The organism is Kitasatospora sp. NPDC050463, assembly GCF_040655255.1.
Lineage (GTDB): Bacteria > Actinomycetota > Actinomycetes > Streptomycetales > Streptomycetaceae > Kitasatospora.
Window position 1 is genome coordinate 1 of record NZ_JBFAJO010000008.1, and the last position, 13958, is coordinate 13958.

General features: G+C 74.8%; 14 protein-coding genes. 4 read left to right on the forward strand and 10 right to left on the reverse strand.

Features of this window, described 5'->3' with window-relative positions; genetic code table 11:
* The 3 genes from AB0J08_RS07305 to AB0J08_RS07315 form a co-directional block, all read right to left on the reverse strand.
* On the reverse strand, window positions 1-207 hold a 207-nt coding region (locus AB0J08_RS07305; RefSeq protein ID WP_360628294.1), incomplete at its 3' end, for an alkaline phosphatase family protein.
* Between the two features lie 53 nt (window positions 208-260).
* A complete protein-coding gene (locus tag AB0J08_RS07310; RefSeq protein ID WP_360628297.1) occupies window positions 261-1706 on the reverse strand; it encodes an endonuclease/exonuclease/phosphatase family protein in 1446 nt (481 codons plus the stop codon).
* A gap of 283 nt (window positions 1707-1989) precedes the next feature.
* Window positions 1990-2436 carry an SRPBCC family protein gene (locus AB0J08_RS07315; protein WP_360628300.1) on the reverse strand — a complete coding sequence of 149 codons (447 nt, stop codon included), beginning with the start codon at window positions 2434-2436 and terminating at the stop codon, window positions 1990-1992.
* Between the two features lie 230 nt (window positions 2437-2666).
* Between AB0J08_RS07315 and AB0J08_RS07320 the strand changes: the two genes are divergently transcribed.
* The 4 genes from AB0J08_RS07320 to AB0J08_RS07335 all read left to right on the forward strand — a co-directional run bounded on the left by AB0J08_RS07320 (window position 2667) and on the right by AB0J08_RS07335 (window position 5967).
* Window positions 2667-3731 carry a mechanosensitive ion channel domain-containing protein gene (locus AB0J08_RS07320; protein ID WP_360628303.1) on the forward strand — a complete coding sequence of 355 codons (1065 nt, stop codon included), beginning with the start codon at window positions 2667-2669 and terminating at the stop codon, window positions 3729-3731.
* A gap of 151 nt (window positions 3732-3882) precedes the next feature.
* Entirely contained in the window at window positions 3883-4839 is a 957-nt protein-coding gene (locus AB0J08_RS07325; RefSeq protein WP_360628306.1) for a SigB/SigF/SigG family RNA polymerase sigma factor, read from the forward strand.
* Window positions 4840-4954: 115 nt separating this feature from the next.
* Entirely contained in the window at window positions 4955-5347 is a 393-nt protein-coding gene (locus AB0J08_RS07330) for an STAS domain-containing protein (protein ID WP_360628309.1), read from the forward strand.
* A gap of 143 nt (window positions 5348-5490) precedes the next feature.
* On the forward strand, window positions 5491-5967 hold the full coding sequence (locus AB0J08_RS07335) for an ATP-binding protein (protein WP_360628312.1): 477 nt from the start codon (window positions 5491-5493) through the stop codon (window positions 5965-5967).
* Window positions 5968-6154: 187 nt separating this feature from the next.
* Here AB0J08_RS07335 and AB0J08_RS07340 read toward each other — a convergent pair whose 3' ends face one another.
* From AB0J08_RS07340 to AB0J08_RS07370, 7 genes are all read right to left on the reverse strand, one after another.
* Entirely contained in the window at window positions 6155-6571 is a 417-nt protein-coding gene (locus tag AB0J08_RS07340) for an SsgA family sporulation/cell division regulator (RefSeq protein ID WP_360628315.1), read from the reverse strand.
* Window positions 6572-6779: 208 nt separating this feature from the next.
* Window positions 6780-8108 (reverse strand): deoxyribodipyrimidine photo-lyase, encoded by a 1329-nt coding sequence (locus AB0J08_RS07345; protein ID WP_360628318.1) that lies wholly within the window; start codon window positions 8106-8108, stop codon window positions 6780-6782.
* 534 nt (window positions 8109-8642) lie between these two features.
* Window positions 8643-8999, reverse strand: coding sequence for a PRC-barrel domain-containing protein (locus tag AB0J08_RS07350; RefSeq protein ID WP_360628321.1), 357 nt, complete (start codon window positions 8997-8999; stop codon window positions 8643-8645).
* 209 nt (window positions 9000-9208) lie between these two features.
* Window positions 9209-10936, reverse strand: a complete 1728-nt coding sequence (locus AB0J08_RS07355; RefSeq protein WP_360628324.1) for a serine/threonine-protein kinase — start codon at window positions 10934-10936, stop codon at window positions 9209-9211.
* A gap of 156 nt (window positions 10937-11092) precedes the next feature.
* Window positions 11093-11641: a GNAT family N-acetyltransferase gene (locus AB0J08_RS07360; protein WP_360628327.1), complete on the reverse strand. Its 549-nt coding sequence runs from the start codon at window positions 11639-11641 to the stop codon at window positions 11093-11095.
* Entirely contained in the window at window positions 11642-11779 is a 138-nt protein-coding gene (locus AB0J08_RS07365) for a hypothetical protein (RefSeq protein WP_360628330.1), read from the reverse strand. It lies immediately after the preceding gene.
* Between the two features lie 959 nt (window positions 11780-12738).
* Window positions 12739-13749, reverse strand: a complete 1011-nt coding sequence (locus AB0J08_RS07370; protein WP_360628333.1) for a BadF/BadG/BcrA/BcrD ATPase family protein — start codon at window positions 13747-13749, stop codon at window positions 12739-12741.
* Window positions 13750-13958: the final 209 nt, after the last annotated feature.

The following is a 13958-nucleotide window of genomic DNA, read 5'->3' on the forward strand; positions in this document are numbered from 1 at the left end:
GCGGACGCCGTTCAGGGCGCCGAAGTAGTGGTCGAAGCTGCGGTTCTCCTGCATCAGCACCACGACGTGCTTGACGTCGGCGATGCTGCCGGTGGGCCGGTCGGCGGCGGGAGCGGCGCTCGCGGACGCGGCCGGCAGGCCGACCACGGCGGCGGCGCCGACGGCCGCGGTGGCGCCGACGAAGGAACGACGGGAGAGATCGGACATGGCGAACTGGCCTCTCGGGGCGGTGGGAGGGAGCGGAGTGGGGCGCGAGGCCGTCAGAGCTGGAAGGTGGCGACCGCGGCGGCGCTGTCGGAGGGCCACTGGTTGGCGGCGACGGCGGCCGGGTCGGCCCCGGTGGCGGGCCAGTCGGCCACCAGGGTGTGGGCCTCGACCAGCTTCAGCGGGCCCGCGTACAGCACGTAGTCGATCCGGTCCTGCGGCTCGGGCTTGCTGCCGCGCTGCTTGCGGACCGGCGACCAGGTGGTCCCGGGTGCCTTGACCGGGTTCCGGTTCTCCTCACGGAAGCTGTCGGTCAGTCCGGCGCCCCGGAGGGCCACCGTGACCGGCCAGTCGAGCGGGCCGACACCGCTGTGCAGGCCGGCGGTGGCCGCCGTCCAGTCCAGGTGGGACGGCGAGGCGAGCGCCCCGGCGAGGACGACCGCGGCGTGCCCGGCGGCGTCCGCCTGGACGGCGGTGGCGAGGGCCTTGGCCTGCTGGAGTCGGACGGAGGCGTTCTCGGTGGCCGTGATCTGCGCGGCGCTCTGGCCGTCCTGGGCGGCGTACGGGCCGTAGTTCGCCTCGTCCAGATGCGCGGCCCAGAACCGGACGCTCCGGCCTCCGGGGAGCTGGAGGGTGGCCCCGGCGGCGGGCAGCGCGGCCGTGACCGGGGTGACGGCGGTGAGCGGGTACCGGCTGAGGATGCCGACGCTGCCCGCGCTCTGGTAGGCGTACCAGCCCAGCGCGGTGGCCAGGCTCTGGGCGGCCGTGCCGACGGTCTCCTGGAGGGCCAGCACGTCCAGGCCCTGGGTCAGCACCACGCGCAGCTGCTTCTCCAGGGCGTCGGTGAACGCGGCACCCGCCTCGGCGAGGTTCCAGCTCGCCACCTTCAGCCGGAGCGGGCCGGCCGGGTCGGCCACCGGTATCTGCACGGTGACGGTGTCGGTGGCGCCCGCGCTGTCCTTGACGCCGACGACGACCACCTCCGGGTTCTTCGGCGCGGTGGCGGGCGCGGTACCGGTGAGCGTGCCGTCGGAGCCGACGGAGGCCCAGGCGGGGCCGCTGACCTTGCGGAAGGCGGCGGTGCCCGCCGGATTGCCGGCCGGCCGGTGCCAGAGACCGCCGAGCTTGACGGAGACGGCGCCGCCGGGCGCCACGGCCGTGGTGGTCAGCGCGTCGACGGCGCTGTGCGGGCGGGCCACGGCGGGCTTGGGCCGGAAGGTGAAGGGCGCGGACTGCGCCAGGACGCCGTAGCCGTCCTTGGCGAGCAGGTAGGCGGTGTACGGCCCGCCGGTGAGCGCCGAGGTGTCGAGCTGCACGTCACCGGCGGCGGCCGGGGTGTACTTCCAGACCAGCGAGCTGCCGGTGCCTGGCTTCCGGCTGCCGTCGTAGACGCCGACCCAGTTCTTGGCGTCCGGAGCGTCGGTGCTCCAGTGGAAGGTGAGCCGGTCGCCTTCGAACGGGTCGGCGGATGAGCTGAGCGTCAGGGCGCTGCCTGCGGCCACGGTGGTCCTGTCCGCCGCGCTCGGGAGGCCGGTCCGCCGGGGGGACGGCCGGGCCCGTCCGCGGCTGGTCACGGAGGTTGGGATGAGGGAGACCGACAGTTGGCTGTACAACTGTCGGCGGCCCCCATTCATCCCAAGGTCGGCGACCGTGACGTGAACGACGCATGACGCGCTGTCGGGCGCTGCGGGAACTCCGGCCCGGCTTCGACCCGGCGGGCGGGCCGGACGGCTGGCCGGCGGGCCGGTGGGCCTGCGGGCGCGCGGACGGGCGGGCGAGCGGTGGTCAGGCCGCGCGGGGCGCACCCGGGGGGCCGCCGTGAGTCGCTTCGACGAACTCCTTGAAGTCGTGCAGGTCGTCGATGACCTGACGGTCGACGAAGCCGAGCGCCTCCCCGATCCGCTCCAGCAGGCCCTGCGGTTCGACGTCCAGCTGGAGCATGATCCGCGTGGTGTCCTCACCGACGCGGTGGAAGGTCACCACGCCCGCCTGCCGGACCTCGCCGGCCACCGCGGCCCAGGCCACCCGCTCGTCCGGCACCACCTCGGTCGTCCTGGCGTCGAACTCGCGGTACGCACCGGCCACGCCGACCACCCAGTGGGTGAGCTCCCCGGCGCGCTCGATGCTGACCACGCCACGCATGAAGAGCGGGAAGTCCTCGACCTTCCGCCACTGTTCGTACGCCACCGCGAGCGGCACATCGACCTGGACCGACTCCTCGATCAGTGTCATCACGTTTCCCTTCTCCGCCGAGCTCCCGACCGCCGGGCCGGCGGCCGGTCGCCGGGGCGCCTGCCCCGGCCGCGCCCGGGTATGCCCCGATCCGGACGATCCGTCAGGACACCACCCGGCCGGCCCCGCCCCGGGCGCCGGGCGGGTGTGGACGGCGGGCCAGCGGGCAGACGGAGCCCCGCCCCCGCGGACCGCTCCCGCGGGGACCGTCCGAAGAAGGGATCCACACCGTGGGGTGGAGCCTCGTCCGCCTGATCGTCGTCGCCGCGTCGGCCGCCGTCGCCGCGTTCGCCCTGAACCTGCTCTCGGAAGCCGCCGCACGGTTCCTCGCCACGCGCGGGCGCACCGGCGCCACACCGTCCCTGCTGCGCGGCTGCCGCCCACCGCTGCTGGCGGCCACCGCCTGCGGGCTGATGCTCGCCGGGGAGCCGTGGGCCCGCGCCGCCCCGGCCGTGCACGGCGCCGTCCGGCACCTGCTGGTGCTCGCGACCATCGCCGCCTGCGCCTGGCTGGCCGCACGGCTGATCGCCCTGCTGACGAGCGGCGCGATGCAGCTCGCCGGCCGGCGCCGCGACCCCGCCTGGGCCGGGCGGGCCCGGACCCAGGCCGGCCTGCTCGGCCGGATCTGTCAGGCCGCCGTCGCCGTGGTCGCGCTGGGAGCGATGCTGATGACGTTCCCCGCCGTCCGGGGGCTGGGGACCAGTCTGCTCGCGTCCGCCGGACTGGTCGGTGTGGTGGCCGGGATCGCGGCGCAGAGCACGCTCGCCAACCTGTTCGCGGGCATCCAGATGGCCTTCGGCGACCTGATCCGGATCGGCGACGTCGTGGTGGTCGCCGGCGAGTGGGGGACGGTCGAGGAGATCACGCTCACCTCGGTGGTGATCGCGACCTGGGACCAGCGGCGGCTGGTCATGCCAATGTCCTACTTCGCGGGCCGCCCGTTCGAGAACTGGTCGCGCCGCACCAGCAAGATCACCGGGACGGCGCTGTTCCACCTGGACCACCGCACACCGATGCCCGAACTGCGGGCGGAGTTCGAGGCGTTCCTGGCCAAGAGTTCACTGTGGGACGGCGAGGGCAGCGCCCTCCAGGTGGTCGACACCACGCCGACCACCATCGTGGTGCGGGCCCTGATGACCGCGCCCGACGCCGACGCCGCGTTCGAGCTGCGCTGCCAGGTCCGCGAGCACCTCGTCGGCTACCTGTGCGAGGCCCACCCCCACGCCCTGCCCCGGGTGCCGGTCGCCCCCGCCGCGGAACGGGACGAATCGCACACCCCGGACCCGACCGGATAGGGCCGGCCGCACAGGACTCGGCCGTGCGGGACCTGGCCGCACAGGAGTCGTCACCCATTCTTCGCACAATCACCACACCCCGGAGGGGCATCGGTCCGGCGATCCCGGGTACGGGGGGACGGACCGTCGCGGAACCGATGAAAGGACCGACATGGCTCCGTCCAGTGATGCTCTCCTCGCCCCCGCGTACCCCTCCGTCCAGGGCCAGGCCCGACCGAGCGCCGTACCGACGGGAGCCGCACCCGCGGCCCCCGGAACGTCCGGTCTCCCCGGTCCGTCCGAGACCGCTGAGATCACCGAGAGCACCGCCATCCCCGAGATCGCCGAGCCCAGCGAGGTCCCTCCGGCCGACGCGCGCGAACTGACCCGGACCCTGCTGGCCCGCCTCGACGAGCTGGAGGAGGGCACCCGGGAGTACTCCTACGTGCGGGCCACCCTGATCGAGCTGAACATCTCCCTCGTCCGCTACGCCGCGCGGCGCTTCAACTCCAGCCGCGAACCGCAGGAGGACCTCGTCCAGGCGGGCGTCGTCGGCCTGATCAAGGCGATCGACCGCTTCGACTCGCGGCACGGCGTGGAGTTCACCACCTTCGCGGTGCCGACCGTACTCGGGGAGATCCGCCGCCACTTCCGCGACACCACCTGGGCCGTCCACGTGCCGCGCCGGCTCCAGGAACTGCGGCTGACCCTGGCCAGGGCCCAGGAGCAGCTCACCCAGCGGCTCGACCGGGCCCCGACCGTCGCCGAGCTGGCCGCGCACCTGTCGCTCACCCCGGAGGAGGTGACCGAGGGGCTCGCCGCCGCCAACGGCCACACCGTGGGCTCGCTCGACCTGGGCGCCGACTCCAACGAGGACGATTCCAGGGGCGCCCTGGTCGACCGGCTCGGGCGGGAGGACGGCCGGCTGGAGAAGGTCGAGAACCTCGTCTCCCTGAAGCCCCTGATCGCCGCCCTCCCCGAGCGCGACCGACTCATCCTCTCGATGCGGTTCACCGACGAGCTCACGCAGTCCGAGATCGGCGCACGGCTGGGCGTCTCCCAGATGCACGTCTCCCGGCTGCTCGGCCGGATCCTCGGCCGGCTCCGCGCCGGCCTGGACCAGGACTGATCCGAGCGCCCCCGGCGGCCGGGGCGTCAGCCCTCCCGCAGGGCGTGCGCCTTGGCCGCGGGCTTTCCCCCGCGTATGGTCGAAGGGCACTCTCTGGAGGGGAAAGACAACCACGATGCCAGTCGAGGACGAGCAGTACCGGATCGCGGCGGCCGCGAGCACCATGCCGCACGCGCTGACCGTGGACATACGGCGGACCGACGCCGACGCAGCGGTCTGCGCGGTGGCGGGTGATCTCGACATCGACAGCCTCTCCCCCGCTGAGAAGGCGCTGACCTCCCTGGTCGACCAGCGCACACCGCTGGTCGTGCTCGACCTGGAGGGGGTCGGGTTCTGCGACTCCTCGGGCCTGAACCTGTTGCTGAAGACCCGCCTGGCCGCCTCGGCCGCGGGCGTCGAGTTCCGCCTCGCGGCGGTCGCCGCGCCGGTCGCCCGTGTGCTGGAGCTGACCGGAGCCGGCGCCGTGTTCTCCATCCACGACTCGGTCGGCGAGGCACTCGTCCGTTGAGCTCGACCGTGCGCACCGGCTCGCTCTGCCCGCCTCCGACCACGGGCCGGCAGTCGGACGGCGGTCACAGGAATAACCCGGCGCTGCCTGGGAATCCGATCGGACGATGTGCCACAGCAACCGCACGAAGGGGTGAACCGCATATGACGAGGGGCCGGGGCACCCTGGACGACAACCGGTCCGGCGCCGCGCTGCCGGAGGCCGGCCAACGCCGGCGGCTGCGGCTGGCCGGCCTGCCCAAGCCCGTGGCCCGCTCCCGAGGCTTCACCCAGCAGGCGCTCGCCGACTGGGCGTGGCTGACCCCGGAGAGCGGCGCGGACCCGGACGTGGCCGACGACGTCGTGCTGCTCGTCGCGGAGCTGGTGGCCAACGCCATGATGCACGGGGGCGGCCCGCTCGAACTCGTCCTGGACGCGTCCGCGGACCGGCTCCGGGTCGAGGTGAGCGACGGCGAGTCCGCGCTCCCCGAGCCCCGCCTGCCGCACCGGCCCGGCCTGCCCGGCGGCCACGGCCTGTTCATCATCCAGCGGGCCGCCGATCGCTGGGGCGCCGAGCGCCATGAGCAGGGCAAGGCGGTCTGGGTCGAGATCGACGCCCGCCGGCTCGCTCCCGGGCGCTGAACGGCTCAGCGGACGACGGCCACGGCCCGGGCGGTCTCTCCGCCCGGGCCGTGGCCGTCGTCGTGGTGCTCGTCGTGGTGCTCGTCGTGGTGCTCGCAGTGGAGGGTTCGCACCGGTACGCACTCGGGGGCGACCGGCGGCGACCGGTGCGACGGCGGGGCCGGGGCACGCGCCCGTTCGCCTGCGCTCAGCCGGCCTCGTCCACCAGCCCGGCCACCGTGTCGGGCCAGCTGAGCAGGTGGTGCTCCGTCCCCGGGGCGACCACCTCGTAGGTCCGGCGGAGGAAGTGCACGAGATCCCGGGAGGACAGCACCAGGACCGCGCAACCCTCGTCCCCGTGGAACTCGACGGCGACCACCCCGGGCGCCCACGGCCGAACACGCAGATCCCCCAGACCGGACGGCTTGCGCAGCCCGCCGCCGAACAGCTCGCGAGCCGCCGTCCAGGACAGTGAACTCTCCAGTCCTAGCGAGGCGTTGGCCCCGAAGCCGAGCGACAGCGCGAACGGGTCGGCCGGGTCGTAGCGCAGGCCCATCAGGACCGGCCGGGGCTCCGGGCCGACGAGACAGGCCTCGATGACGTCCTCGACGATCTGGGGCACCATACGTCCCCCCTCTCTTGGCGGCAGTGGTGCCCGCCCGGCTACCCGCAACCGCGGGGACCATGCGTGTCCGGACCGGTGAAAAGCGACGGGCGAACGAAGTTGACGGCCAGTCGGACCGCGCCGTGAGGTGGCGCCCACCACCGCTGCTTCGAGCGTCGGCCGGCCGGCCGACCGGCACCTTGACGAACGGATCGGCAGGGACCGCAGGTCAGTCGAGGCCCCGGGCCCGGCGGAGCCGGACGGAGATCGCGTCGGGGTCGACGATCGGCGCCGGGTAACCGGCCGGTGGCCGCTCCAGCCGCCACGGACGGTGCACGGAACGGCCGGGCAGACCCGCCAACTCGGGTACCCAGCGCCGGACATAGGTGCCGTCCGGATCGAGCCGGTCCGCCTGGGCGAGCGGGTTGAGCACCCGGTTGGGCCGGGTGTCGGTGCCGGTTCCGGCCACCCATTGCCAGTTGAGCTGGTTGTTCGCCAGGTCACCGTCGACCAGCAGGCGCAGGAAGTGACGAGCGCCCGTGCGCCAGTCCTTGTAGAGGGTCTTGGTCAGGAACGAGGCCGTCACCAGTCGGGCCCGGTTGTGCATCCAGCCCTCGTGGGCGAGTTGGCGCATGCCCGCGTCCACCAGCGGAAAGCCGGTACGGCCCCGGCGCCAGGCCTCGGACTCCGCGTCGTCGGGCAACCAGCGGTCCCCCTTGGACCGGTAGTCGCCGTGGGCCGTGTCCGGGCGGGCGGCGAGCACCTGGTGGTGGAAGTCCCGCCAGGCCAGCTGCCGGACGAACGCCTCCGCGCCGCTGCCGCCCCGCCCTTCGGCGGACGCCACCAGTTCGGTGGCGGAGACGCAGCCGAAGTGCAGGTAGGGCGAGAGTCGCGACGTACCGTCGGCGGCGAGGTCGTCGTGCAGTGCCTCGTAGCGCTCCAGGACGTAGCCCTGCCAGAGCTTGCGGCCGGGGCGCTCACCGCCCGGCGGCAGCCCCGGTGAGTCCGGCGTGACGGCGGGCACGGGCTCGCTCGCGACGCCCTCGGGCGTGCGCAGCACCCGGGGAGCGCGGTGCACCGTCCGGCGCGGGACCTGCTGCCAGGCGCGGAAGTACGGTGTGAAGACGGCGTAGTGGTCCTTGCCGGCCGGGCTGACGGCGCCGGGTACGGCCACGGTCAGCACGCCGTCGTGGACGTGCAGGCGGGGGCCGAGGAGTTCGCGCAGGGCCTGCTCGCGGCGGTGGGCGAAGGCGCTCACGCCTGCGGCGACGTGCACCGAGACGGCGTCCACCTCGGCGGCCAGCCGGGCGGTCTCGGCCGCGGCCGCGCCCCGGCGCAGCACCAGCCGGCCGCCGAGGGGGCGGAGCCCGGCGTCGAGGTCGGTGAGGCAGGCGGCGAGGAAGGCCGTCCGGTTGGGTACGGCGAAGCCGGTGGCGGCGACGTCGGGGTCGAGGACGAAGAGCGGCACGACCTCGTCGGCGGCTTCGGCGGCGGCGTGGAGCACGGGGTTGTCGTGCAGGCGCAGATCCTGCGTGAGCAGGGCGATGGAGACGGTCATGAGTGGTGGCCCGGTGATCGTGGTGGTGGGTCAGGAAGAGCCTGAAGGGGTTCGGCGGGTCGGTGGTCTGTGGGTCTTGGGTCCGGGGGTCCGGGGGTCTTGGGTCCGGGGGTCCGGGGGTCTTGGGTCCGGGGGTCCGGGGTCGGCGTTCTGGGGTCGGCGGGGCGGCCGGCCCCGGCGGGACAGGTGAGCCTCCCACCCCGGCGCTCCGCGCGGGCGGCGGCGCGCCGCGCCGTGTGCGCCCGGTCCGGGCCGGCACCGGGACGAGGGCCGTCGGAACGACGGGCGCGGGTCGATCCGGGTAACGACGTCCTTGCGGTCCCGGCCCGCCTCGATCGTCGCGATCACAGCGCCGGCTGCCCCCGGGCCCGGCGGAGCAGGATCAGGACGGCACCGACCACTTCCTCGTCCACCTGCGCCCGAGGGCTGCCTTCCGCTGTCACGACGAGCTGCCGAGGCGTACCCGTGGGGCCCGTGGGGCCCGTGGGGTACGGCAGTCCCACGGACCCGACCGGTCGGCGGCGGGCAGGATCTTCAGCGTCTGGCCAGTCGGCGCTCGCCGCCGGCGCCGGGGGTGTAGGCGAGCTGGTAGTGCGCGAAGACCGCCGGTTCGTCCTCGGCGGGCAGGACGTCGTCCGTCCCGATCGAGGGCGCCTGCTTGACCACGCCCTTGGCGAACGCGACCCGCACGTACCCGGGCCCGACCACGGCGCCGTCGAGCGGGACGAACACCAGCCGTCGGCGGGCCGGCAGGCCGACCGTCACGGTGGCGAAGAACGGCTGGTCGCTGGCCGTCTCCACGTACACCGACTCCAGCGTGCCGATCCGGTGGTCCTTCTCGTCGACCACGGCGTGGCCGCGCCACTCCCTGATGTCAGCCGTTCCGATCACCACAGCCTCCCGTTGTCGCCGGTTCCGTCGTCGGACGCCCGGGATCTCCATCCTGCGCCGAGACGGCCCGAGCCGCCCGGCGAGGACGGCGGCGCCCGGCCGGCCTGCCTTCCGGAGGGGTGAGCGGGTGCGCGGCGAGCGGGCGGCGGTGTCCCGCGCCCGGTGCCGTCAGGCTCTCGTTCCGGCGGGCCTGAACGGCAGGCGCCGGATCATTGCTGAGCCGGGTCCTGGTCCGCGCGGAGGGCGAGGGTGCGCCAGCCGTGGGTGATCTCGTCGCGAAGCACACCCGCATCGGGCTCGGTGCCGCCCGGGCCGTGCGTCGTCAGCAGCTCCAGCAGCGCGCCCCCGTCGCCGGGCCGGGCCTGCGGGTCCGCGGTCAGCGCGCGGCCGACCACGGCCGCGAGGGCCGGATCGAGCGCCGCGAGGGCCGCCAGGGCCGTCGGCTCCGGGCCGGTGTCGACGATCCGGCGGATCACGGCCCCCGTACTGGCAGCCGCGAACGGACTCCCCCCGTGCGCCGCGCACACCACGCAGCACGCCCAGGCCCACACGTCCGCCGCCGGGCCGACCGGCCCCTCGCCGAACTGCTCGGGCGCCATGTAGGTCAACGTCCCCGGGCCACCACCGGTGCGGGTCAGCCGGGTGCCGTCGACGATGGCCGCGATGCCGAAGTCGAGCAGCCGCGGCCCGGCCGTCGTCAGCATGATGTTGGCCGGCTTGAGGTCCCGGTGCACCAGCCCCAGCCGGTGCACCCCGCGCAGGGCCACGGCCAGCGCGAGCGCCAGCGCCCTCAGCGCCTCGGGCGAGCGGATCGGCCCCTGCTCGCGCAGGTGGACGTCGAGCGGGCGGCCGTCCAGCAACTCCATGGCCAGGTAGGGGCGCCCGGAGTCGACACCGGCGTCGAGCACCCGGGCGGTGTAGGCGCCGGACACCATCGCCAGCACCTCCGCCTCGCGCTCGAAGCGCCGCAACAGCTCGGCTTCGCCGAGGAGTTCCGGGTTGATCGTCTTCAGTGCGACCTGGGTGGCCGAGCCCTCGCGGCGGGCCAGGTAGACCGTCCCCATGCCACCGGACCCGATCCGGCCGAGCAGCTGGTAACCGCCGATCATCCGCGGCTCGTACGGGTACAGCTCCTGGTGAGCGACGTGCCCGACCGGTGGGGTGTGGCCGGCGGGTGCGACGCGCCCGACCGTTACGGCCGGCGGGACGTGTGGCGCCGGCGGGGCCGGCATGGACCGGACCGCGTCGGCCGGGGCGGCCGGCATCGGCACGAAGGGCGCGGGCCGACCGACGGACGGAGCAGCGGGCACGAGGTGAGCCGTGGAGCCGGCACCGACGGCCCGCGGGCGCCGACTGGTCACGAACGCGACGATCTGGAACATCAGCGCACCCTCGACGACTCCGATCGGCAGCACCAGCGCACCGGCCGCCAGGCGCAGGACGAACCCGCCGATCAGCCGGACGGTACTGCCGGGGGCCGTCCCGGCCCCCGGCGGCATGTCGATGGTCAGCAGGTTGCGCTGCGTCAGGATCCAGAGGAACACCCAGCAGAGCAGGGCGGCCACCGCCGGAACGAGGAAGACCATCTGCTCGATGAAGAAGTAGACGCCGAAGTACGGGGCGATGGCCAGCGGGCTCTCCGAGACGATCGACGGCATCATGAACGCGAAGTCGTTGCCGCCGACCGTCGAGCACAGCAGGAGCACCAGGCCGACCGCGCCCAGCAGGACGAGCACCTGCTCGCCGACCGCCGCCGCCGTCAGTCCCGCCGGCACCGCCGGCCGCCCGGCCGGGCCCCCGAGGCGACCGACCGCGCGGTAGCGGGTGACCAACTGGGCGCGCGTCAGGAGCGGGAGTGACACCACCCGCAGAAGCAGCGTCACGCCGGCCAGGATCAGGATGATCCGGCCCAGCGGAGTCTCCGTGTAGCTCTCCATGAACGCCCCCCGTTGTGCCGTTCGTCCGTCAAGCAGACCGAGTATAGGCCGCGTTGCGATCACTTCGGCCGAGCCGCGGGAACGGCGCGGGGCCGGGCGGACGAGCGCGACGGGAGCGGGCGCCACCTCGCCTTCGTGCATCCGCCACGCGTGCCGTCACCGGGGAGTTCGGACCGCGGAGTCCGTCTGCCCGGCCGGTGGACCCTGGAGCTCCATGGACATGTACACCGCGCGCTTGCCGTAGCCCGCCGGGACGGCGACCTCACGGTGGGTGCGGTAGCCCAGCAGGGCGAGCAGGATGTCGCTGCGCCGGACGGCCACCATGGAGATCCGCTCGAAGCCCTGCCGCTCCGCCTGCTCCCGGATGTGGCGCATGAACCGCAGCGCCACGTCCTTGCCGCGCAACTCCTCGGCGATCACGAAGTCGTGCACGTGCAGGTTCCGCGAATCGAAGTCGGCCTCCTCCACCTGGCCCAGGTCCGGGCACCGGTGGAGCGGGTAGGGCAGGCTCAGCAGGTAACCGCGGACCTTCCCCCCGTGCTCCAGCACGAAGCAGGTACCGGGCGAGGAACGCCCCCGGGCCCGCAGCGCCTCCCGCCCCTCGGAGAGGTCGTCCGCCGCGTAGGCGTCGAACTCCAGTGCCACGACGGCGTCCCAGTCGTCGTCGGCCAGCAGGCGGAAGCTGATGTCGATGTCGTCCGTCATCTACTCGACCCCTCCGACAGCGGCACTGGATCCGCCGACGGTGCCGCCGGATCCGCCGACGGCGCTGCTCCCGACCAGGTCCGCGATGGTGCCGGCACAGGCCCCGTCGGTGGGCAGAGCCAGACAGGTTCCGCGCATGCCAGTTCTCCGTTCGGTCATCAGATGTCTTGCGGTTGACGGGTGTTGGCAGCTGACGTCCATCCACTCCCGCCCGAGGTCGGCGGACCGTGGAGCGCCCCGGGGGCTCCCGCATCGGCGCGTCGCCGAACGGCATCCCGTCCCGGTCACTCCAAGGGTCGAATCTGCTGCGGCCGCGCCGGTCGGCCACGCCCCCAGGGCACTCGACCGGGGGGAGCCCGCCGGTGTCGACGGCGCGTGGCCTCCGACGCGATCGCCGGCACGGCCGGCACCACCCGAGCCGGCCGGTCGGCCCCGGGCACGACGAGAGCACGGCCCGCCGCCGGTGGACCACGCACCGGGACAGTCGAGAACTCACGTTGATCAGAGGCGAGTTGACACCCACGGCGGGGAATCCCACCAAGACTCCCCCGACCTCCCGACCCGACGTTCCCTACCGTGGACTAGACCAACTTCCGGTGTCAACCGCCGCCTCGGGAAGACCGGGAGGCCCGGGGGCACGCTGCCCGATCGGGCAGGCCCGACTGCCCTCGGCGCGACGTCCGACCGACGTCCCGGGGCGGCGCGGGCGAACTGCGCACCAGGTCCACCCGGGTGGCCGGCCCCCGGCCGGGACAGGGGACGAGCCCAGGGTTCGCACCCTCGCCACCCGGCCACGGTCGGCCGGTCGGCCGGTCGGCTGCGCGAACGGCAGTCGGCAGCGAACGGGCGCCGGGGGCGGGACGCGCCAGCGGCACCGCACGCCCGGGGCTCTCCTGATCGCCGGGGTCGGCGTCGGCGCGCTCTGTGCCTGCCTGCCGGGCCCACCGGAGCCAGCACCCTCACCATCCCGGCCGCGAGCCACCAGGTGTCGGCCAGGACCGGCAACGGCCGCCACCGGCTCGACCCGGCCGCGCCCAACGGCGCGATCACCGTCCGGACCGGCTGAAGGCCGGCCCCGAACCCGCCCCGGCCCTCGCTCAGCCCACCATGGTGTGCACGTCGAGCAGCGGCGGATCGAGCGGCCAGGGCAGCGCTGCACCGGTCACGCTCGCCGCCAGTCGCAGCGCGCCGAGCAACGGCGGGCCGTCGGGGTGGTGCGGACGCGCCGCCGGGAGACGGTCGCCCAGGGCTGCCAGCGCCGCCTCGCGCAGACGGGCCAGGGCGAACAGGCCACCTGTCAGAGCCACCTGCGGCGCCGACAGGCCGGCGGACCGCGCGGCGGCGGCCGCCGCGTCGGCGATCTCCTCCCCCGCCCGCCGCACGATCGCACCCGCGACCGGGCACCCCCCGTCCGCGGCGTCGACCACGTCGGGAGCGAAGGCGGCGAGCAGGGCGGCACGGTCGGGGCGCGGCTGAAGAGCGCCCGGCAGACCGGTCACCGGGCCGTAGCGGTGCTCGGCCGACGCCAGCAGCGCGGCCGAGCCGCCGGTCCGGCCGTCGTAGGCCCGCAGGGCCGCCTCCAGGCCGGCCCGGCCGATCCAGCCGCCGCTTCCGCAGTCGCCGAGCAACTGGCCCCACCCGTCGGCCCGGTGCCAGCCCGTGGCCGGATGGAGGCCGATCGCGACCAGGCCCGTCCCGGCGGCCACGGCCACTCCCGGCCGCCTTCCCAGGGCACCCACGTGGGCGGTGACGGCGTCGCCGGCCAGCACCAACCGGTCCGCGCCGGTCGCCCGGGCCAGCGGGGCGGGGAGCCCGGCGGCGAGGCCACGGCCGAGCAGCGCCATACCGGTGGCCCCGACGGCCACCGCCCCGATCCGCGCACCGGGCGGCAGACCGGCGGCGAGCGCGTCCAGCGCCGGGAGCAGGCGCGTCAGCAGTGCCTGCGCGTCGTGCCCGCCCACGGCGATCCGGGCCGGCTCCGCGAGCGCGCGGAGCCGCGCGCCGGAGAGATCGGCGGGCCACCCGCCGGGGGCGACGGCCAGCCTGATCCCGGTGCCACCGACGTCGATCCCGACCACCCAGTCACCGGCGGGCACGATCCGCTCCACGGCGCTCCTTCGCTCGACGGTGCGCGTGCGCCGTCAGGAGTCCCCGGTGCGCACACTCGGCCTCTCCACGGTGTCACCCGTGGTGTGTCCGAAGTGTGCCACCGCCACTCCCGAAGAGCGCGCCTCGTTCGTCGATGGCGGATCGGTGGAGCCAGGGGCTGCCGCCGGTCCGTTCGAATGTCGGCCCCGCTGATCGCCGCTGCCGCCTG